The following is a 22,484-nucleotide window of genomic DNA, read 5'->3' on the forward strand; positions in this document are numbered from 1 at the left end:
AATTGAAATTTTAAGCAATCGGAACAACGTCCAGCTCTTTAATCTTTTTTCGGTTCGCCAATCCAATCAGCGTTTCCTTGACCTCTGCGTCACACATTTTAGGGAGTACCTCTAACAGCTCGTTCATCTTCAATGGACTGATTGGGTCTGCCTTGCCAATATAAATCTTGGGAAATACATGCTCGCTTTGTCTTTCATTCTCATTCAACAGTTCTTCAAACAACTTCTCTCCAGGACGAATCCCTGAGTATTCAATGTCGATTTCTTCTTCGCTATAGCCGGAAAGCTTAATGAGATTTTTCGCGAGATCGACGATTTTCACTGGTTCGCCCATGTCTAGGACGAATACTTCTCCACCTACCGCAAGGGTGCCTGCCTGGATAACAAGCCGTGATGCTTCCGGAATTGTCATGAAATAGCGGGTCATCTCAGGATCCGTTACGGTTACTGGACCCCCTTTAGCGATTTGCTGTTTAAATAGCGGGATAACACTTCCGCGAGACCCTAAGACGTTGCCGAAACGGACGGCTGCGAATTTCGTTTTACTCTCTTTTGCCAGATTTTGAACAAGCATTTCAGCAAAACGTTTGGTTGCACCCATGATGTTCGGCGGATTGACGGCTTTGTCTGTCGAAACAAGGACGAAATGAGGAACACCGAATGTGTCTGCCGCTTCAGCTACATTTTTTGTTCCAAAAATATTGTTCTTTACAGCTTCCATCGGCTGGTATTCCATTAACGGCACATGTTTATGGGCCGCGGCATGGTAAATGACATCAGGGCTGTGTTCAGCCACGATATCAAAAATGCGGACCCGATCTTGCACATCTGCGATGATTGGAATGAGTTCCGTTTCTTTCGACACTTTTTGCCGAAGCTCCATGTCGATGTTGTATATTGAACTCTCACCATGTCCTAGAAGAATGAGTTTTCTTGGTCTGAATTCAGTCACTTGCCGGCAGATTTCGGACCCAATCGAGCCGCCTGCGCCTGTAACGAGGATGGTTTTTCCTGTAAGTTTTTCTGCGATTACCTTCATGTCCAGTTCCACTTCTTCCCGGCCAAGGAGATCCTCGATTTTGACATCGCGTATATCATTGACAGATATTTTCCCGGTCATCAGGTCTTCAATTCTCGGAATGGTTTGCGTTTTTACCCCTGTTTTGACACATATCTTCATCAAGTCTGCCATTTCCTGTTTCGGTAAAGACGGAATGGCAACGATGATCTTATCGATGCTGTTGCTTACCACTAACTCCGGAATTTGCTCGGTACATCCGAGTACTTTCACACCGAAAATCTCTAATCCTTTTTTTAAATGGTCATCATCGACAAAGGCTACCGGCTTCATACCTGATTCTGGGTTTTGAAGTACTTGACGCGCTACCATTGTCCCCGCTTGTCCAGCTCCGACCACCAACGTACGTTTCGCTTTCTTCCCATGATGATGCGTCATTGTGTGACGCATTAGTCGGCATGATAATCGTGAACCGCCAATCAGCAGTAGATGAAACACCCATGTGAGAAAAAGCGCCCGCAGGTAAATATCTTGTGTCATGGCAAATTGGACAACCATGACAACGGCTATGGTCCATGTAACAGCTTTGAAAATCGATTTTAACTCGCCGATTGACGCGTAAGTCCATGCTTTTCGATAGAGTCCATATCGCCATGCAAAAAAATGATGCGCAAGCTGGATGACAATAACACTGACGAATAATACTTCATTCGTAAGCACATTAATATTCGGATGCAGGATAAAATAGCCAAAGTAAATTGATAGTAGGACGATTAATGAGTCGACAGCAAATAAAAACGACATCCTTTTCCCGATTGTCATTGCCCTTCCTCCTTCAGAGAATTTGTTCAACATAACTCGTAAATCCTTTACACAATTAACTGCCACCATTTTCTTGAAACTGGTGTTTCTGGTTCTAACATAATAACCGGTTCGTCTTTCAAAATTCGCTCGTTATTTTCAAGGAGAATATCGATCCTGTCAGATCGTTTCTTTTTCTCCAGATAGTAGAGCCCTTCCTTGAACAGGAGTGGTCTGGTATCTAAGTTGTGGACATCCGATCCATATGCATGGATTAGATTTGCCTCGATCAGCTGAAGGGAAAGTTTTTGCACATTTTTCCCAAAATGTCCCGCTAGACTCCCTCCAGTAATCTGTGCCAATGCTCCGTGACGTATCAATCGCTCAAGGCGCTCCGGTTTTTCCGCGATTGCACGGTTCCGTTCGGGATGCGCAATAATCGGGATTATTTCTTTTTCAAGCAATGCTTGAATTACATTCACTGTATAAGCCGGTACGGATTGTGTCGGGAGCTCAAGAAGTAAATAACGCGATTTTGCGAGTGTCATCACTTCATTCACTTGTAACTTTTCGACAAGATTTTCACACAGACGAACCTCCTGCCCTGTGTGGAGGTTCACTGGATAACGTGCTTCTCGCACCACGTCAGTAAGCAAGCGAAGCTGACTTTCAATCTCTTCACAAGACACATGGAAATGCGGACTGAATGCATGCGGCGTCACAATCATATCTGTAATCCCTTCTTTCATCGCTTTTTCCACGATGCCCATCGTTTCTTCTATCGTTTTTGGGCCATCATCCACTCCGAACAGGAGATGGGTATGCATATCAATCATTTGGTTCTCCTCCAAGGTCTACTGAAAGACAAATGATGACTCATTCCTTCACTCTCCTGTTCCGTAATATTGGTAATAGTAATGATCTTTTTCAAGAATGAAATTGTTCAGCAAGGTACCAATAATATTTGCATCCGCTGACTCTAGTGCTTCTTTTGCCTTGACAACACTATTCTTTTCGGTCGTCCCTGAATTAATAACAAGTATTGTACCGTCGCATTTATTTGACAGAATTTGCGCATCCGCTACAGATAGGAGTGGCGGTGCATCAAATACGACAAGGTCATATTTGTCTTTGAATTCCTCGATAAGTGCATCCATTGTTTTGGAGCTTAACAGTTCAGCCGGATTCGGCGGAATCGGTCCACATGTGACGAGTTGTAGCCCCTTGATTCCCGTTTCTTTGACAACATCATCCAAGCTCCATTTTCTTGTCAGTAAATTGGACAGACCGGCAGTGTTCGCCATATGGAATGTGTAATGCATCGTTGGCTTTCTCATATCCGCATCAACAAGCAGAACTTTCCTCCCTTCCTGGGCAAAAACGATTGCGACATTTCCCGCACTCGTCGATTTCCCTTCCCCCGGAGCAGAAGAAGTGAACAGCAAAGTGTTCAACTCCTTATCAGGCATCGAAAAATTGATGTTCGTTCTGACCGTCCGAAATTGCTCAGAAATGATCGATTTCGAGTTGAGATTCGTCACAAGTTTTCTTGCAACAGTTTGAAGCGGCTTCTTAGTCTTTTTGAACATAACCGTCACCTCCCCTTTCTTCCCCATTTTGGTGATTCTTTCATGCCCAGGATATCCTTTTCAGAAATAGGACTAATCAGTCCAAGAATCGGCAAGCCAAGCAGATTTTCGATATCTTGTTCCGTTTTCACTGTCGTATCTAAATAGTCCAGCAGAAATGCAATTCCAGCACCGAGCATTAGACCAATTACTGCAGCAATCGACATATTGAGATACGGATTCGGCTTTACAGGAGAGGGATTTTCCACATAGACTGCTGGCGATAGAATGTTGACATTATCGACATTCATGAGCTTTTGAATTTCCTCTTGGAACACTTCAGCCGTTGTATTGGCAATATCCACGGCAACATGGTGCTCAGGATCTTGTACGCTAATGTTCACGACTTGAGAATTTTGTGCACTATTCACCGTTATTTTCGAATTGAGTGCTGCCGGCGTCGTGTTGAGATCAAGGTTTTCAATCACGATGGACAGAATCGCCGGACTTTTGATGATGACGTTGTATGTATTGATAAGCTGCAGATTTGCTTGGATGTCCTGTGAATTGAACTGGTTCTGTTCATACTTTTGCTGATTCACAAGAATCTGTGTAGACGCCTGGTAAATCGGCGTTAGAACCAGAAAGCTGAAGACTCCTGCTACAGTCACCGCAAGGAGCATTGCAAGCAAAATTAGGACAGCTCTTTTCTTCAGTGTCTTGAACAAATCCTGAAGACTGATTGTTTCTTCCATAGGCTCGGTATCCCCTTTATCGCAATCTCTATTAAATCGACCTCATTCTAGCACATAGTTTGGCAGATTATCTCGTGATATGTCGCAATTTTTTCAAAGTTGAATCAATGGAACCATCACAGTAAAAATGAACCATCAACGAAAATTGACCGATAACCGTTCTGAAGTAATCAGATGCATCAGAATTCTCATTTCAATTATTTATTGGAAATAACTTAGGGTAAATCATGGACCTAATGGAAGAGTTTGCCTCGCAGGTCAAAGGGTACTCTCTTGGATAATATTGGTTATTTCACGGCTTTAAAATTGAAATAACTGTAAAAATAGCCATTTTCATAGTTGAACTTCGATGTGCAAATTTCGTGTTATTTAGGAAATCATGAACAACGGATTGAATGAATGGTTTCTTTTTCCTGTTTATTCATTTTTAACAGTTAATAATTATCAATCTAGCTTGTTATTTGATATGGTTATTGGGATTTTTCTTAACACTACTAATTTGGAGGGAATCTCATGAAAAAGCGAAAAGCATCAAAAAAAGCATTTTTATCCGCTCTATCCTTATCCGTTGCTACAGGGGCACTTGTCGTCTCCGTTCCACTTGCAACAGAGGCAGCTGACAAATCATTTTCAGATGTCAAAGCCAATATGGATCATTATGACAACATCATGGATTTGGTTGAAAAAGGAATCGTTCAAGGGTACGAGGATGGAACATTCAAACCTAACGGTAAACTGACGCGTGCACATGCAGCCAAAATCCTTGCACTGTCTCTTGGATTAGATACTGAAAATGTCAAAGATCCCGGCTTCAAAGATTTGAACAACAAACAATGGCATTACAAATATGTAGCAGCGATTGCAAATGCAGGTTACTTCACAGGTTTTGAAGATCAAACATTCCGTCCCAATACACCGATGACACGCGCACAAATGGCAAAAGTGATTGCTCTCGGTTATAAGCTAGAACTCGATCCAGCTATCGAAAATCCTTTCACAGACGTGAGCAATTCCGCTTGGTATGTCGATCATGTCCGCACGCTCATCAACAACAAAGTGACCAAAGGGAAAACAGCCACAACATTCGAGCCTAACGATACTGTTACACGGGCACAAATGGCCTCCTTTGTCTCCCGTGCAGAAAACGCCGGGAAAGTGGACAAACTTGTACAGGAAGCAAAAACAGAAATCAGGAAAATCGTATTAGAAAATTCGGTCGTTGAATCCGATGGCAAAAAATTAGCAGAAACGAAATTTGATCCTGCTGGAAATACACTGACAATTACCGCGTACGATTTAGATGACGGCTTGCATGCTATCCAAAATCTAGGATTATTCTCGGACAAACTACTTGATCTTGGCGTCAATAATATTCGAGTAGGGACAAACGATATCGTAAATATTGCGAATGACCGTGCTGCAGCGAAAAACGTATTGCAAAAAGAATTAATCGCTCACTTGAAAGAAACGGAAGATAAGACAAATGGGGATCTCGCAGCGGATGACATCAAGGTGACACTGTTCGCCCAAAAAGATGACACTGAGTTCTGGGAAGACTTCAATGTCAACTTGCGAGTTTTTATCCCGAAACAATAATCCTTTTCAAACTGTAAAGACCTCCCAATCCAATTTGGATGGGAGGTCTTTTTCTTATGCATGTATTTTCAACCATTTCATATGATACAATTTGCATATGAAAAAAATAATCGTACTATTCATCCTTCTAGGCATCCTATTCGTTTCATCCGCGCAGACGTATGAGCAACAGTCACTAATTCCGACACTGAAGGAATGGCTGCCGGATAAACCACTTGAAGCCTCGCTATCGAAACTGCAAGTACCTTATTGGGGGAAAACGATTTCCATCGAAGAAAGGGGCTATTATCATTTTGTTGAATTCCTTCTGAGAAAAAGCGCCCATTTCTTCATATTCGGTATCCTTGCCACTGTCATCTATTCGCTTTTACCGAAGCATGCATTCCGTATGTTAACTGCGACGATTATCACATTATTGTTCGCAATTGGCGATGAATATCATCAATCATTAACAGGCGGACGGACGCCGACGGTCAATGATGTCATTCTCGATATGTCTGGGGCCATTACTTTCCTCCTCTTGTTGCGACTGCTACTATGGGTAAAACCAAAACTGCGAAAAAAAGCAAGAATCCACTGACCTTGATGGTCAGTGGATTCTTGCTTTTTACTTATAGGTCCATCGCTTTGCTAATCAGACTGTCGCGACGTTCTTTCTTTTTTACATTGTATTCATCGATGAAGCTTTGAGCGTATGACTTTCCGTAACCGTTCGCCACCAGATCTTTCTCCACCGCTTTGATGACACTATTGAATGCTGCGTCCGTTTGCGCTTCCAATCCGTTGGCAGCATCTACGTACTTATTGTAAAAGTAACCGTAACTGATACTTTCTCCACTTTCCTTCTTATCGATATACTCCTTTTTCGCATGGCCGATCAAGGAATTCAGCTTATTATCCGCTTGCACTTGCAGATTTTCAAATGTGGGCGCATACTTCTGTTTAATCGAAGCGACTGTCGGTTTCTTTTCAGTTTCATTATTACCACGACTTTTCGAACTATCCGCTTTGCCGCGCGTGCCGTCCGAGCCGGTGCCTTTCGATACGGAATCCTGTTTTTTTGCAGCATCGGACTTCCCTTCTTCCATACCACTATCTGCAGTAATTCGGTCGGAGGTCGTATCCAATTTGCCGGCTGTATCCACAGTCGAACCTGCCGTCTTGGAATCGGCTTCTTCAGAATCCGTCCCCTTCTGTTCTTCATCCAACGTAAGCTTACTTCCATCAGGCAACTCAATCTCATATGGCACCTTAACTATTTTCTCCACCTCTTCGTCCGCCACATCATATTCCTTGAATTTGATGACATACAACAGGTAGCTTGCTGCAACCAATAATACAATTACAAATACCAATGAGAAAATCTTCAGTTTTTTCTTCATACATTCCCCCTGCAATTTTGTCGTATGTTTACCAGTCTAGCAGAAAGGTAGAATAGGATGTAGCGACTTAGGTAATATTTAGCAAAAAGGGTCGTATGGATGTGGGTTCATTTTTGAACATGTTGTTTACTTTACTCTCGCATGATTATTCCCCTTACAATTTTAGTAGTATAGTCACCGAAGTGGACTTTCCCCACCAAGGTCACTGCGAAAGAAAGCCCGCCATGTCTCTAGACATGGCGGGCTTTGTTAATGATGATTATTTTGTTTTAAATTCAAATGTGTACTTGTCGTCAAATGCTTTGCCATCGATAACACCTTTCACCTTGAATTCGATTGATCTGTTTTCTAAGATACTCAGCTTCGTACTGCCTGATAATCCAACTTTGGCTAATGCTTTTTTAATTACTTCATCAAAGTCTTGGTTATTATTGATATCGTCCTTCGCCAATGTAACCTTTCCTAGTGAAGTTCGATACGTTACTGTTGCTGAATTAACAACAGTTCCATTTGCTTTGAAAGCATCAAACACTTCTTCTGCTGCTACACTGAATTCATCAAGTGTACTTGCAGGATCTTTAATTTCGACTTTAAACTTTTTCCCTGCCAATTTTATCTTCACAGCACCATCTGCCGCTTCATTTCCTTTTTCGAGTTGGTCGCGAAGCTGATCTCTCAATTCAGCATTTCCTTTTGACGTTGAACCGTCAGGAGAACCTTGGTCAGGTTGCCCGTTGATTTTCTCGATTTGTTCTTTTACGTTGTCATAGTCTTGGACGATGTCTTTTGTCGGGATTCCTCTTGGAAAAACGAGATTTCCAATTTTAGCATCCGTGCCAAGGGTGATTTTTGAGTTCTTTGTTTTGACGTGTAGTTCGTCGACTTCCGCATCGATGATCACATGTTTAGCCTTTGTAGTTACAGTTACATTCGGAACTTCAAGATTTTTCAAGGCGATATAATCACCATTTACCGTGATATCACCTGCAAATGTTGCATTTTGACCATCTAGTGTTAAATTTTTTCTAGCAGTCCCGTTTGCATGGAGTTCGATTGAACTGACTGCTACGATTACGCCTTTTTTCACCGTGTATTTGACTTTTGCACCTTTCAGTACGTCCAGATTCTCTGCGTTGAATACTTTTTGCAAGTCAGCATGGAGTAAGAATGTCCCATCTGATAACTCGATTTTATTATCCGCAATACGAATGACTTTTGCGCCTTTCTTTTGCGCTACCTTTTCACTTCTGTTGATGAACGAAGCGACTTGTCCACGTGTAACGAATGTATTCGGTGAGAATGTCGTTTCGGTTGTTCCTGTTGTGATTTCTTTAGCATATAAGGTTTGAATGTAACTTGTAGACCATTGTTTGTCGTTAATATCTTTGAATGGTAGATTCGAAAGTTCTTCTTCAAGATCGTATCCTATTACTAGCATTTGAGCAGCATGTGCGCGCGTCAATTTTCCTGTTGGTCTAAACGTATTGTCTTCATAGCCGTTAATAATACCTGCATTAACGAGTGCAGCGATATGCCCATAATATGGATGGCTCTTTGGGATATCCTTAAAGCCTGGATCAATTACATTTTCCGTGTCCAACTCTAAAGCAAGTGCCATGACTTTAGCGGCATGTGCTCTGCTGATGTTTTCATTTGGACGAAATGTACCATCATCATAGCCTTTAATTATGCCCCTTTCTACTAAGTTCGAAACTGCTTCATTGAAATGATCCACCGGTTTAACGTCTGTGAACGATTTTGCCGCCTCCGTATAAGTTGGCACGGCTGCTACAAGTACCCCTGTAGCCATGGTTGTTGCTAATGTTGCTCTAAATAATTTTTGATACGCGCTTGAATCCTTTTTCATCTTCTAACCTCCTAGTAGTATTTACTAAAATTTCTTTCAAATCGTATCCTATCACATTCATAGATGCATTCACCATTTTTTATCGTGAAATTATTTATACTAATGCAAAAATAATGACTTCGTATCATACACGCTTCGGGGAACAATTACACCCTTTTCTACAAAATCACCGACAAATTCGATGTTTTCGTTAATTCAAAACACCTAGCGGGGAATGGGTGTAAATGAATATTTTTTGGACGTATGTGAAGAAGGCATAAATAACCATCGAAAATAAAATTTTGGTTACGATTGATGTCACTTATACAAGAAAATTATAAATATGTGATTGGTATTGAAACTTCAGGCTTACAACTTTAGTTATTGGGTATAAAGGAACTAACGTATTCAAATTAATTAAAGTTCATATTTATGTTGCTATAAGTGTAGCAACTATTATGTTTATTTTACAAAATAATTCCGCAAATAGAAGGAGTGATGAACCCGAAGGTATCGACTATGACAGTTGCGGCCATACGATCGAATACAACAAATCGATTGGAAGGGAGAAGGAAAAGCATGGGAGATCAATAACGCCTCGGCGTTATTGCGTCCGGATTTTGAATTGAGCTTGCTCAATTAACTCCTTTCAAAATCTGTGACATCCGCCGGAGGCTTGGGCCAACAGGATGTTGGTCACTCAGGCGTTGCCAATCAAACAGCGAAGGGTTTGATTTGCCGTATTTCTGCGTTTTTTTGCAGAAATTAAGGCACTTTCATTCAGGAGACTTCTGCTGAAGCAAGTTAAATTTATTAAAATTGCAGTTATCTATTTTGTAATTGGTGTTTCGCTCGGCATGTATATGTCCATGTCCCATAATCACCTCTTAACGCCCGTTCATGCACATATTAACCTTCTTGGCTGGGCATCCTCGGGACTCGTGGGAATCATATATGTCCGATTTCCAAAAGCAGCGACAACCACAATCGCAAAAATTCACTTTTGGTTGTTCAATATCGGACTTCCTTTCATGATGATCGGGTTAGCCCTACTCTTACATAAGAAAATAGAATCGCTGTACGGTTCAAGTTCGAAAAAATCTTGAATCAGCGTACCTAAACCTTCAATCCCTTTCCGCATGTCTTTTTTCCCGTGGATGATATAGATGTTTCGGACCTTAGAATCATGATGGTTTGGTTGATGCTCTCCTCAACGTCATTTCGAAAGATGATTTCTATATGTGCGAGTATAATTGTACAAAACCCGGAGAAAATTGCAGATACCTTAGGCTTGTCGGTGTTTGCTATAGGATGTAATGTTACGGGGACGATGACTGAGTGTTTTTGCGGCATGAAAAGCACCTCCTATAAAATAATATGTTTATCGTATCAGGAGGTGCTTCATGTTTATATGCGTTGTTTGATTACGGGCTTACGTTTTACTATCTATTTAAGTTTGAAAAATAATTTTAACGCCCAGTCTCTTATTTGAATACGAATTATTTAGCTAATTATTAGTGGGCTTGACCACTCCTGAACTTTACACTTTGTAATCAAAAGAAAAAGCCCCACGATCGATTTCTCGATCGAAGAGCCAATTTCTGTGGTGTCACTCACAAATGTCAGAGTAGTGTCTGAGTTGTTTGAGTTACTGGCACCGAATGTTAATGGATGGACTTTTTGAAGGGGCAACCTTCAGTTTTTAGCGGAAAACATTGTCGGTAGTTAGGTTAAGATGCACAGTGTCTGCATCGAAATATTGTACTCCCAGGTAATACTTGCCTACTCGATAAACGTCCAAATGAGTTCCGTAACTTAACACTTCTTTGCCGAATTGTTTTCTGAAAAACGGTCGTAAGTCCTTCCTGTTGCCGTGCAGATCGGAGGTTCGGAAGATTCCCCGCACTTTGGCATTTGGTTTAATTGATTTGCTGAAGTCATTATTATAATAGAAGCCGTACATTCCAACCGCTGTATAATAGAAATTATAGTGCTCGGCCATATCCTGCCAAGCATATGGATCTTGAACAGCGGATTTCAAGTTGGAAAATGACATACCAAGGGCTCCTGGAACCCATTTCAACTGACCTTTCTTTGCCAATGAAGCAAAGGTGCTGTCAAAATAGACGACTTCCTTAACGGAGCCGTTTACATACAGCTGATAAAATTTCGATTTATAAGACCCGGAATGTTTACTGGCTGTAGAACCATCATAATATGGACTATAACCTTCAATCCCAATTTCAATAATGCTTGGGGACACAAATCTGGCATGCATGGCCGCACCATCGCCATTGAATGTTTTATTCATGAATATCTTTCCATCACGATTCACACCAATCACTTCAACTGATTCCGTCCCGCCTGCTCCAGTTTTGTAATAAAGATAGGTGTCATTATTTTTTGTCACTGTGAAACTTATCTCACTACTCATCCATCCGCCAACACCTTGCCAAAATACACGGTTTTCTTTTTTTATGACTGGCTCTTCATTTGGCGTAATATCGATTACTAATGAGTTGCTGAGTTTCATGGGGAACTTCGACTTTTCAGAGTGCAATGAAAAAGACTTGTATACTTTTTCATTAGTTGTAGCACTAACTATGCTTCCAGTCATCAACAACAGTGATGTAGTGGCGATGAAAAACATAACTAATACTTTGATAATTTTGCTCATAGAATTCTCCTTCACTAAACAAATTTAGGTTATAACCGTTGAATTTTTGTTTCAAAGATTTTACTAGCTAAACAAAACTCTCTAAAAATATATTCAACAGGTCTGCGAATCGCAACTTTCCTCCTGATTCTATTATACTATAAATTGATTAGAAGGGAATAACCTGAACTCAATAGATGCAAACAGAAAAGCCCCACAGAGATTCTATGAAAGTTATCTGAATTGTATCAAGTACCTGGCACCTGAACAATATGTAAACGAGTCCGCTGGCATCTCGTTGAGTGGTAACAATTTCACAAGATACAATCACTGCCATGTTGCCATACAAGACGACACGAGGAGTAAATCCACAAATAATCTACTGGAGCTTCATTCAATTGTAGATCCTCTAGTATCAACTGTAACTGTGGATCCTACTTGATACCTTGAACAACCCCAACAACATGATTTTCACCTGCTTAGCCAGAACTTGTTTCTGATATTCATCCCTCCCTTCACCATTAACCATTTCAACTGCTCTGCTTTCTCTCCATACTTCTTCATCTACAATCCCTCCAATTAAAATAAGCCCTACCTCCGTTGATGGAAGTAAAGCTGTAATCATTGATTCGGAATTATAATATATGAATGAAAGAGTAGTAGAAGCAAAAAAACAACCAACCATCCCGAAAGATAGTTGGCTATTTTCTATATTCGAATTTTAAATTCTAACACTAGATTACTAGACCCACTCAAAAAAAAATAATAAATGAGTTGTCAGAATCGTGTTGGAACTTGGTATCCGAACTTAATCCTAAATTAGCGAGTTGCAGTAACCGTGTTTACAGTAGAAATTGTATTTCCTGCTGCATCCGCACCAGTTGTTGTACCTGTAGCTTTAACAGTAACTGTTCCAGTTGCAAAGCTTACGTCTGATGATTTGATAACCAATTGATTATTCTTTTCACCATTTGCAACTGAAAGACCAGAAGCAACAGTAGCACCATCTACAGCAACAATAAAGTCGCCAATTACAGGTTGAGTTCCTGTACCAGTAGTTGTGCCATTAATACTTTCACTGAATGTAAGAACTATGTCACCTGTTGTATTGATAATAGCTGATGTAATCTCAGGTTTTTTAGTATCAGTTAGAGTAACAGTAGAATTCACAGTATCAATAGTAGCTGAAGAACCTACAGCTTGAACACCAGAAATAGTTAGTATCTGTGTAGCAGAATTATCAATTGATCCTTCTGGTAATTGAATAGAAACTACTTCATTTGCTGCGTCGATTGTTAATAATGAACCAGCTGGTAGTGCAGCACCGTTTAACTTATAGTTAGATGCATCAGTTGCTGAACCAGCAACATTTCCACCCTTAACTTTTGCTGTTCCAAAAGTTACAGTAATTAAGTTTGTGCTATTTGCTGTTGCTGAAGTTAATGTTGGTTTAACTGTAGCTGAACCAGTGATTACAACTTTAGTAGAGAATGCAGCAGATGTATTTGGTGTAAATGCTGTGTCGGTAACAGCAGCTGCCGATACATGTAAAGTATAATTTCCATTAGCAAGTGCAGCCGTTGCATTATCAATAACAACTGTTTTAGATCCAGCTGCTACAGCTTCAACAGAACCAGCAACGACAGCAACTGTTTGACCAGTAGCATCATTTACAATCGAAAGTGCTGGTTCGAATGTACCTGCAGCACCAGCTGCTTCTGCTTTAAGAACTTCATCAAATGTTAATGTGATTTTTCCTGTATTTGCATTGTACTCTGATTTAACTAACTTTGGTGCAACTGTATCCTTAGTCAAAGTTAACTGAGTTGATTTAGATTGTCCTAAATTTAAAGCAACATCTTTATAACCATTTAAATTAACTGTGATTTTCTCTGTTGAAGAGTTTGCTCCATATACAGTAGGTACTACTACTTTGAATGTAATTCCATCTTCCGTAGTAACTGTAAGTGGCGTAACTGCAGAGCCATCAGATTTATTAACTGTTAGACCCAACTCAGCTGCAGTTGGTGCGTTAGCAGTATAAGCTAATTCTTCAGAGAATTTCACATTAAATGTTTTTTCGTCAACTGCAGTTACAGAAGATACTGTAGGTGCAACTGTATCAGTAATTACTGAATATTGTACTGAACCTGAATATAAGTTCATTGCATTTCCAGCGAGGTCCTCTGCTCCAGCTACAACTACAGTATAATTTTTACCTGCTTCAAGTGCTGCTGCACCGGTGAAATTTGATTTAGCTACAGTTATTTTTGTATCTCCTGATGTAGGAGTTACTGTATGATCTTGACCATTAATTACTACAGTAGTAGCTGTTGCATTAAGTTTCTCTGAGAAAGTAACAACAACATCCCCGTTCACTGATTGTACAGAAGTTACAGTTGGTTTTACTTTGTCGTTAAATTGGAAAGTAGAAGTTGAAGCTTGCTTCAGACCTTCTCCTTTTTCATTAAGTACGCCAGTACCGACAGTTACATCATATCCAGTTTCATTAGCTAACACTGCTGCACCATCTAATGTTAAAGTAGCTGACAAACCATCAGCAGCTAATTTAGAAGTAACATTAACTGCTGCACCACCTGTAGGCTTAACAGTAATATTACCAGCATCTGTTGCTACCGACCATTCTGCAGTTGCTTTAGTAACTTTTTGATTAAAATTTACTTTAATCTCTTTAGCGTTAATCGCACTTACCGATTCAACTTTAAGTTCTCCAGGCACAGATGGTTGTGTTATTACATCTTTAGCTGGAACTCCAGATGCCATAAGGTCAGCATCTGACAATGTAATGATGTTCGTACCTTTGTACGCTAGTCCATCAACTACTACATAAACGTTTGAGTTTGCTAACCATTTACCTTTAGCAGAAGTTGAAAGGTCTTGGAACTGTGATAATGTAAGGGTTTCATTTGTGCTTGTATTATAAACTCCTGGTGCTACAGTATCATTTTCTGCAGCTGAAGCCATTACCGGCGTAAGCGCAGATGCTGCAACGATAGCTGCCATTGAGTATTTAAATCCTTTTTTCACTTTGTTACCTCCATTTGTGTAGATAACTAGCCTACAAGCCTAATAATCTATTAGGCTTGTAGACGTTGTTATCATGATTTAGTGTGTAGTGAATAATATTATTACTTAACACCTTTGTCAGTTAGGTTTAGTGATGCTGTCTTAGTTTCACCATTCACAACATATTCAACAGTTACAGAAGTATGTTTGCTTGAACCAAGACCTGTGTATGAGAATTTCCCATCTGCATTAACAGTCACAGTAGCAACCTCTTGATCTTCTTCTAATGGAAGGACAGAGATTTTAACTTCTGATACATTGCCGATATCCGCTGTAGCAATAGTTCCTGCAACGTCAATGTTTGCAAGTCCTAGAGCTTGTGAAATCGTATTTGCATAAGATTTTTCAGCTGTTGTGATTTCGAAATCAGCTGGAGTTTGATTTTCTTCTTTCAATTCTTTGATTTTCGCTTCAGCAGCTTCTAGTTTTTCAACAGATGCTTTTGCAACGCGATCTTTTTGTGAAGAAGTCAATGCATTGTAAGCATCACGTGCTTTTTTAACATCTGCTTCGTCAGCAAGTTTGATGTTAGCAGCTGTAGGAAGTGCGTCGATTAGAGCAGTTACTTTTGCTACTTCATCTTTAGTTTGTTCTGCTTTCAAACGATCGTACTCAGCTTTAGTGATTTTCTCGTAAACGAAGTACTTAGCGAACTCAGAACCTTTTTCGTCATAAAGAACTGTTACTTTAATGTTCTCACCACGAAGGTCGCTCAATGCTTTTGTTGTGATATCTGTTTTATCTGATCCGTTAAGAACTAGACCGTTGCTAACAAGACGAGCTTTCTTTCCATCAGCAAATGTAACTTCTCTACGGCCAGAATCTACAGAATCAACGATTAGATCTTTAGCAACGAATGAAGAAGTAGCTGATTTGATACCGTCTACAACGTCAGAGTTGTCTTTATCGAACTCAAGTACAACAGTTGAACCTTTTTCAACGCTGTCGAATTTCACTTCGTCAACTTTGTAAGTTTTCTTAGCTCCATTAACAAATGCTGTGATTTCGATGATTTCTTTATCAGAATTACGAAGTACATTTGTAATAAGCGCTGATTCTTCTACTGTATCTTGTGCACTTGTTTGTTTGATTACTAGAGCGATAACTTCATTGTCATCGTTGTAGATGTAGTAAGATGAAGTGATATCTGAACCTTTATATTCGCTCCATGTAGTCACTTTTACATCTTTCTCATCGATTGTACCGTTAGATGCTGCTTTTTTCGCATCAAATACAACAGTGTTGCTTAGTAGACGCTTACCGCCAACGTAGTTGTCTTTAGCTTCTACAACGCTAGTTGTTGTACCGTAACCTTCTTTAGCAGATGTGCTTGTGAAGAATTCAAGTTCTTTAACAACGCTAGCATCGTCTAGTTTGAAGTTTACAACTGTACCAGCTGCTTTAAGCGCGATTGTTTCTTTTACGCCAGTTCCGCTAGTTAATACGAGTTGTGTGTCGTTGTGTGAGATTTTCCACTCATCTGACTCGTCAGCGTTTTTATCGATTGTGTAATCTTTACCGTTGATAACGATTTTCTTCAACGTTTCTAGATCGATTTGATACAATTTGTCGTCGCCGTCTTGGTTGACAGTTTCGAACTGAGCAACAGATTTACCAAAGTCAGTTTTCACTTTGATGTCTTCTGTTAGGATAGAAGTTTTTGTGTTTTTCGCAACATCAGCAGTATCTCCGCCAACGTAAACTAGGTTACCAGCACGGTCAAGATACAATGTAACGTCACCAGCTGCCTGAAGTTCTTCTGCAGAATCTTCATCGATGTATTCTAGTCTGTCGCGGTCATTCAAGAATACAGCGTTAGCGTAGTCTTTCTTGACGAATTTGTCGCTTTCTGCTTTATCATGAACGAAATCATATGTTTTTCCGTCTACACGGATAGACTCTAGGAATGTGTCAGTGATTTTACCTTTCACTGTGTTGTTGAATACTTCTGCAAATCCATCTTTATCATCTGCATCGTTGCTGAAGAACAAGATGTCGCCTTTTTTAACATCGTCAAGTGCGATCACTTTGCCGTCTTTGATGATTGTTGCATCTTTAGCGTTGAATGAACCAGAAGCATCGCCTTCAACACCAACGATTTCTTTACCGTCAACTTTGTCAACAACTAAGAATTCGTTAAGGCTATAAGCGCTCACGTATTCAATTTCGCCAGCTTTGTCGTAACCAACTTTTGCGAAGTTGAAACGTTTTTTAGCAAGGTCAGATGGGATTTCGCCATTGCTTGTTGTAACTTCTTTACCGTCAACATAGATTTTGAACTTGTAGTCATCGTTTCTATTGTTGCCAGTATACTCATCGTCAGAGATATCAACTTTTTTGTCTGCAGTTAGAAGTTTGATTGTATCTTTATCGTCGATTTCAATCGCATCGTATACTGCAGAAGCAGATTGGATTTCATATTTTACTAGTTCTTTATCGCCATTGTACCAAACGCGTACTAGTTCACCGATTGCACCTTGGTAGTCAAACTCAGTGTCTTTTAGTACTTTAACAGTTACAGAGTTTCCTGTTTTGTCATCGACAGCAGTGAATTTGTTATTCGCTACATCGATGTCAACGATACGAGCTTCAGAGAATAGTGGACGGTTGAATACGAACGTCAACAATTCGCCGTTTGCTTTAACAGAGATGTCATAATCTGTTACATACTCAAGAACGATGTCGCCTTCTCTTGGTTGGAAGAGTTCAACTTGTGCGCTTTTACCGTCAGCAGCAAGTTTCACTTCACGTACACCGTACGTATCGCCAGATTTTGAGTTTCTGATTTGGATATCAGCTGGATCAAGACCAGTTGTTACCGGTTTGCTGAAGTTAATTTGTAGGAATTGGTTCGTGTCGTTCAAACCAACTACGTCTAGAATGCGAAGTTCTAGTGCAACTTCATCAAGGTTAGCAGTTCTGTGAAGGAATGATGCGAATTGACCACGTGTAGTCGTTCCTTTCGGGTTGAACACAGGAGCTGCTGGGTTAGTGATATCATAGTAATCCAGCACATCTATGTAAGGACGTGCTTCAGCTTTTGCTGTTGCAAGGTCTGTTACATCGCGTTTGAAGTCTTCGCCTTTCACAGTTTCAACAAGGTCTGTTCCGTTGATTGCATCGTAAGCGCGAACAAGAACCAATGCCATGTTTTCACGCGTGATGTTACCATTTGGATCTAGTTTACCGTTGTTACCTTGGAATACACCATGGTCTGCTACTAATGCAGCATATTGAAGCAACTCGTTGTTAGAGTTAGAGTTTAAGTCTGTGAAACGTGGGTTCGTTTTGTAGTCTGTTGGAACTTCGTTTCCAAGAGATACAAGCCATTTACCCATCATTTTAACAACGTCAGAACGTGTTAAAACTTTGTTTGGTTGGAAAGAACCGTCTGGGTAGCCTGAGATGATGCCTAGATCAGATAGTGCATCGATTGCTACTTCGTGCGTATTCCCTTTTGTATCTTTGAAATCTGCCGCGCTTGCTACTGGTGCTACTGCGGATGCTACTAGAGCAGCTGATGCAGCGCCAAGTAAAAATTTGCTGTACTTCGATGGTTGGTTAGCCATTGAATAATTTCCTCCTCTTAGATAGAAATAAAATTTGTCTACTACTTTCACGGCAAAATGAAAGTTAGAAGCCATTACACAGTAAAGTATAGATATTTGCGACAAGGATGTCAATTACAAATTAGTAATATCGTAAAATCCATACTGTAGGATATGAGATTACCGAGTCGCTTATATTATTCTAGCGTATTTTAGATATATATCAAGTGTTTTACTGTTATTGGATTAATGTTACAAAAAAATTTCTTTTGTATAGGAGTTATGACGGGTGCCTGTGTTTTCTGGCTATTTAGCGTGGTATAAGGGAAAAGCATGATTGCGAGGTAGAAATGGATGCGTTATGGAGTTCGCAAAAAGTTCATTTTTTTGTCACTCGACTTGTCTTGTAAAATAGTAGGTATCTCTTCTATTTCAAGATAAAACAAAAAGGCTTGAACAGATGGGAACTGTTCAAGCCTTTTTGTGTGGTCAACCAACCGATTTCGACCTGCGTGGCGTTGTTATATGCTTTAGAGGAAATTATCCTTACAATTCGTATTCTAGCACCTAATCTACTAGATTACAAGTGCTCAATTATCATTTCCGGGAAAAAACTTCTAATAAAAATTTCGGAAGGTTCATCTGCCGCTTGAGACGGCTCGGTTCTTTCAGTAAACGGTAGAGCCATTCCGCCCCGAAACGTTGAAATATGGCAGGTGCGCGTTTGACGTTCCCAGCAAGTACATCGAAAGAGCCCCCCACGCCCTGATAGAGGATGGGGTGCAGCTCGTCTCTATACTTTTCGATCCATTGTTCTTGTTTCGGTGAACCCATGGCGACGAATAGGATATCCGGCTTCGCTTGATTGATCGTCTCGATGACTTTGCGCGTGTCTTTTTCGTAACCGTCTTGTGTTCCGGCAACGATTAGATCCGGGTAAGTGTCAAGCAGCTTTTGGGCCGCCTTCTCTGCGACGCCTGGCTTGGCGCCGTATAAGAAGATGGCCTTCTGTGTACGTGCCGCTTCCCGAACGATGCGGTCCATCATATCGACGCCCGTCACGCGGGAGGTGATATTGCCTTTTTGCAGCTTGGACGCGATAATGACTCCGATGCCATCCGGGATCTGGAACTCGGCCCGATTCAGGAGCGCTTTCAGTTCCGGATCTTCTTTCGCTTTCATGAGCTTTTCCGGGTTGATGGCAACGACAAGCGATTTCTTTTTCTCTTCGATGTTCTGGAATACTTTCGGGATCAGCTCATCGTAGTTTTCCGTGTTAACTTGAACACCTAAAATTTCTTCTTTCATATAGAAGAGTTTCCTTTGTGCTTCCCATCACCGAGTTTGAAGAAACGGAAGCCTGCACGTTCCCATTTGTCTCGGTTGAGAGCATTTTTCGTATCGAGGACGAGCGGTTTCGTATCGCCGGTGTTCAGCATTTCGGGATTAATATTTTTGAACTCGTTATGATCGGTCGTTAGGATGATCAAATCGACGTCTTGAACTGCTTGTCCGAGCGATTCTTTTTGCGTTGGGTGCTGCATCTCTTTAATATGCGGATCAAATGATGTCACGGTTAACCCGATGTTTTCGAGTTCTTTGATCACTTCCGTGGACGGGCTTTCCCGCATATCATCGACGTTTCCTTTGAACGCCAGGCCGAGAATTGCTACCTTGCCGTTTTCGATGCCTTGCTCTTCCAATAGCATTTTCGCTTTTTGGGCTGTGAACTTCGGCATGCCATCGTTTGTCAGGCGTGACTTCTTGATGATGTCGGCTTTGTCTGGGCTTAATTCCACTAAGAACCATGGATCGACGGCGATGCAATGTCCCCCTACCCCAGGTCCCGGCGTATGGATGTTTACTCGCGGATGGAAGTTAGCGAAACGGATCGCTTCCCAAATGTCCACGTCGATCGTTTCCGCGATTTTCGCGAGTTCGTTTGCGAAGGCAATGTTGACGTCGCGGTACGTGTTTTCCATGACTTTGACGAGTTCGGCTGTTGTCGCGTCTGTCAGGTGGATTTCCCCTTGAACGAACGTTTTGTATAGTTCTTTCGTCATTTCAGCCGATTTCGGTGTAATCCCGCCGACGATGCGGTCGTTATTGATAAGCTCTTCGAAAATCTTACCCGGGATGACACGTTCCGGTGAGTGCGAGACGAATAGTTCTTCACCGAGTACGAGGTTGGATTTGCGAAGTTCCGGCAACATAACGTTTTCAACCGTTTTCGGTGGAACCGTCGATTCAAGAATAACGAGTGCGCCTTTTTGCAAGTATGGAACGATGGAAGCCGTCGCTTGACGGATATATTCCAAGTTCGCCGTGTTGTCCGGGTTGATCGGAGATGGGACGGCAACGATGTAGACTTCCGCTTCTGTCGGTGCTGTCGATACGGTGAACATCCCTTCGTCGATGGCTTGTTCGAGACGTTCCTGAAGACCGTTCTCTTCTATATGAAGTTGTTTATTGGCGATCATATTGACCGCTTTTTCGTTAATGTCGACGCCGTGTACGCGCACGCCGCTATTGGCGAACATGACGGCTGTCGGCAGGCCGATATAGCCGAGTCCTACGACACATATGTTTTTCGTCATTGGTATGTTCCTCTCTGTTGGATGGTGCTTGTCCTTGTAAACATCTGTTGATTATACCATAACTGCTTTGGTACTTGCGAGTGCCTGCTTATTGTATGGCCTAACAGTGTCCTTAACGGGAACCTGTTACCGTGATCGGTGTGAATGTGCCTTGTTTCACGGTGCGGCCTTTCGTGTTCTTGGCGCCCGGGTGGACGACGAGCATATAGGAGCCGCCGACTTGCAAGTTTTTGTTCGGGATGACATCGAGTATGTCATCGTAGTTGTTCTTCAATTGAATCGGGACGGCCACGCCGCCCAATTTTACAAGCTCTACCGTATGGGACGTTTGCTTGTCCAAAAAGTTCATCGGCTGGGTGAACTGGACGTGAAAGATTTTATCGGTCGCGACGTTTTTCAGTTCGACCGTCTTGCGATAGCTCTTTTTAGTGAATGATGCATTTAACAGCCGCTGATGCATCGTGGTGAGTTCGTTGTCGGGTGTTGTTTTGATCGTCGGCGTGATGCCTTTCTTATGGACGATCGTTCCTTTCGGGCCTGTGAAATTGCCGATGGTCAGCTTGAGTGCCGAACCGTCATCGAATTCAAAAAAGGTTTGGACACTCCCCTTCCCTTTTGTCGTCTCGCCGACGATTGTTGCGGCATTGGTGTCATGCAGCGCGGCTGCGACGATTTCAGAAGCAGAAGCGGAATAACGATTGACCAGTAAATACGACTGCTTCGGGAATTTCGTTTTCCTCGGAAACGGCTTGATCGTTTCTTTGCCTTCCCGCGTCAGTAGATGATAGGCGTCTGTCACGCCTTGGTAGAATCCGAGAAGCTGTTCGGCACTCTCCACATAGCCGCCGCCATTGTAACGGAGATCGACGATGAGTTCAGTCGCACCGGCTTTTTTCAACTTCAGCCAATGCTGCTCCACTTTTGAACCGAGATCCGTGGAGAACGTGGTGATTTTCATATAACCGACATTGCCGTACAGCATGGAAGAGGTAACCGCAGGCTGGTTTTCAGTATCTGCTGCTGTCGCTTGTTGCTTGGGAGTGTCTTCCGCAACATGCCCTATATAAGCGCGGTACTCCTCTGCCGACAGATAACGGGAATATTCATCCAAGGAGCTCATAATCTCCTCTACCGTTGACATCTTGTCCAAGTTTTTTGGCATGTCCCCATAATAATACGTTTCAACGAAAAATTTAATATCCTCAACGGTATCCGCTTCGGCGAATGGTGTGAATAGGAATAGGGAAAAGACTGTAAGAAGTGCTATTTGAAGGTATTTCATTCGAATGGTCCCCTTTCGCGGGTTTAGTTTCTATCTGTATTATAAACCATACCCGCGATTTAGGTGATAGATACATAGTGCTGGGGATTTTGTTGTGTTTTTTGGGTGGGTGGTCGTTGGTTTGTTTGGTGGGAGCGGTGGTTGATTGAGCGGGTGCCGTGGGGTGTTGAGTTATTTCGTTATGAAGTTGATGTTCATTACGATTTTGTTGTCAATCATCTTTTTCCTATTGAAAAAGAAATAACCGTCCCTCCCTACCAAGGTTTGACGGTTATTTCTGCCATCGGACCAACCGCTCTTCTTGCGGGTGGCAGTTGCTGGGCCTAGTGTTAGCGCACTCGGTCTTTT

16 protein-coding genes and 1 pseudogene are annotated in these 22,484 nt (G+C 41.6%); 4 read left to right on the forward strand and 13 right to left on the reverse strand.

Features of this window, described 5'->3' with window-relative positions; genetic code table 11:
• Positions 1 to 10: 10 nt before the first annotated feature.
• Genes ACFPRA_RS09460 through ACFPRA_RS09475 form a run of 4 tightly spaced genes read right to left on the reverse strand, consistent with a single transcriptional unit; the run spans position 11 to position 4,142 of the window.
• Entirely contained in the window at positions 11 to 1,840 is a 1,830-nt protein-coding gene (locus ACFPRA_RS09460) for a polysaccharide biosynthesis protein (protein WP_381433250.1), read from the reverse strand.
• A gap of 47 nt (positions 1,841 to 1,887) precedes the next feature.
• Positions 1,888 to 2,655, reverse strand: coding sequence for a tyrosine-protein phosphatase (locus tag ACFPRA_RS09465; RefSeq protein WP_381433253.1), 768 nt, complete (start codon positions 2,653 to 2,655; stop codon positions 1,888 to 1,890).
• A 48-nt stretch (positions 2,656 to 2,703) separates the two neighbouring features.
• Entirely contained in the window at positions 2,704 to 3,408 is a 705-nt protein-coding gene (locus ACFPRA_RS09470; protein WP_381433256.1) for a CpsD/CapB family tyrosine-protein kinase, read from the reverse strand.
• Positions 3,409 to 3,413: 5 nt separating this feature from the next.
• Positions 3,414 to 4,142 (reverse strand): YveK family protein, encoded by a 729-nt coding sequence (locus ACFPRA_RS09475; protein ID WP_381433259.1) that lies wholly within the window; start codon positions 4,140 to 4,142, stop codon positions 3,414 to 3,416.
• 513 nt (positions 4,143 to 4,655) lie between these two features.
• Here ACFPRA_RS09475 and ACFPRA_RS09480 point away from each other — a divergent pair.
• Both ACFPRA_RS09480 and ACFPRA_RS09485 read left to right on the forward strand, forming a co-directional pair.
• Entirely contained in the window at positions 4,656 to 5,738 is a 1,083-nt protein-coding gene (locus tag ACFPRA_RS09480) for an S-layer homology domain-containing protein (RefSeq protein WP_381433262.1), read from the forward strand.
• A 97-nt stretch (positions 5,739 to 5,835) separates the two neighbouring features.
• On the forward strand, positions 5,836 to 6,318 hold the full coding sequence (locus ACFPRA_RS09485) for a VanZ family protein (protein WP_381433266.1): 483 nt from the start codon (positions 5,836 to 5,838) through the stop codon (positions 6,316 to 6,318).
• Positions 6,319 to 6,349: 31 nt separating this feature from the next.
• On the opposite strand, the gene ACFPRA_RS09490 is transcribed toward ACFPRA_RS09485, so the two are convergent.
• Together ACFPRA_RS09490 and ACFPRA_RS09495 are read right to left on the reverse strand one after the other, a co-directional pair.
• On the reverse strand, positions 6,350 to 7,120 hold the full coding sequence (locus tag ACFPRA_RS09490) for a hypothetical protein (protein ID WP_381433269.1): 771 nt from the start codon (positions 7,118 to 7,120) through the stop codon (positions 6,350 to 6,352).
• 259 nt (positions 7,121 to 7,379) lie between these two features.
• Complete coding sequence (locus ACFPRA_RS09495; RefSeq protein WP_381433272.1) at positions 7,380 to 8,987, reverse strand: S-layer homology domain-containing protein; 1,608 nt, start codon at positions 8,985 to 8,987, stop codon at positions 7,380 to 7,382.
• Positions 8,988 to 9,823: 836 nt separating this feature from the next.
• On the opposite strand from ACFPRA_RS09495, the pseudogene ACFPRA_RS09500 reads away from it, so the two are divergent.
• A pseudogene (locus tag ACFPRA_RS09500) lies at positions 9,824 to 10,027 on the forward strand (cytochrome-c oxidase); the annotation flags it as partial.
• Here the strand turns inward: ACFPRA_RS09500 and ACFPRA_RS09505 are convergent.
• The 7 genes from ACFPRA_RS09505 to ACFPRA_RS09535 all read right to left on the reverse strand — a co-directional run bounded on the left by ACFPRA_RS09505 (position 9,964) and on the right by ACFPRA_RS09535 (position 22,136).
• Complete coding sequence (locus ACFPRA_RS09505; RefSeq protein ID WP_381433275.1) at positions 9,964 to 10,107, reverse strand: hypothetical protein; 144 nt, start codon at positions 10,105 to 10,107, stop codon at positions 9,964 to 9,966. The pseudogene ACFPRA_RS09500 and the gene ACFPRA_RS09505 sit on opposite strands and share 64 nt — an antisense overlap.
• Before the next feature lie 561 nt (positions 10,108 to 10,668).
• A complete protein-coding gene (locus ACFPRA_RS09510; protein WP_381433278.1) occupies positions 10,669 to 11,643 on the reverse strand; it encodes a hypothetical protein in 975 nt (324 codons plus the stop codon).
• Positions 11,644 to 12,441: 798 nt separating this feature from the next.
• Complete coding sequence (locus ACFPRA_RS09515) at positions 12,442 to 14,670, reverse strand: beta strand repeat-containing protein (RefSeq protein WP_381433280.1); 2,229 nt, start codon at positions 14,668 to 14,670, stop codon at positions 12,442 to 12,444.
• Positions 14,671 to 14,771: 101 nt separating this feature from the next.
• Positions 14,772 to 18,278 (reverse strand): S-layer homology domain-containing protein, encoded by a 3,507-nt coding sequence (locus tag ACFPRA_RS09520; RefSeq protein ID WP_381433283.1) that lies wholly within the window; start codon positions 18,276 to 18,278, stop codon positions 14,772 to 14,774.
• A 576-nt stretch (positions 18,279 to 18,854) separates the two neighbouring features.
• The gene (locus tag ACFPRA_RS09525) at positions 18,855 to 19,565 is read right to left on the reverse strand and encodes a WecB/TagA/CpsF family glycosyltransferase (RefSeq protein WP_381433286.1); all 711 of its coding nucleotides are present in this window, start codon (positions 19,563 to 19,565) and stop codon (positions 18,855 to 18,857) included.
• On the reverse strand, positions 19,562 to 20,854 hold the full coding sequence (locus ACFPRA_RS09530; RefSeq protein ID WP_381433289.1) for a nucleotide sugar dehydrogenase: 1,293 nt from the start codon (positions 20,852 to 20,854) through the stop codon (positions 19,562 to 19,564). The genes ACFPRA_RS09525 and ACFPRA_RS09530 overlap by 4 nt, the downstream gene beginning before the upstream one ends.
• Positions 20,855 to 20,966: 112 nt before the next feature.
• Positions 20,967 to 22,136, reverse strand: coding sequence for a S41 family peptidase (locus tag ACFPRA_RS09535; protein ID WP_381433292.1), 1,170 nt, complete (start codon positions 22,134 to 22,136; stop codon positions 20,967 to 20,969).
• Between the two features lie 141 nt (positions 22,137 to 22,277).
• On the opposite strand from ACFPRA_RS09535, the gene ACFPRA_RS09540 reads away from it, so the two are divergent.
• A complete protein-coding gene (locus tag ACFPRA_RS09540; RefSeq protein WP_381433295.1) occupies positions 22,278 to 22,463 on the forward strand; it encodes a hypothetical protein in 186 nt (61 codons plus the stop codon).
• Positions 22,464 to 22,484 lie beyond the last annotated feature (21 nt).

The sequence above is a fragment of the Sporosarcina soli genome (assembly GCF_042655805.1).
GTDB lineage: Bacteria > Bacillota > Bacilli > Bacillales_A > Planococcaceae > Sporosarcina > Sporosarcina soli.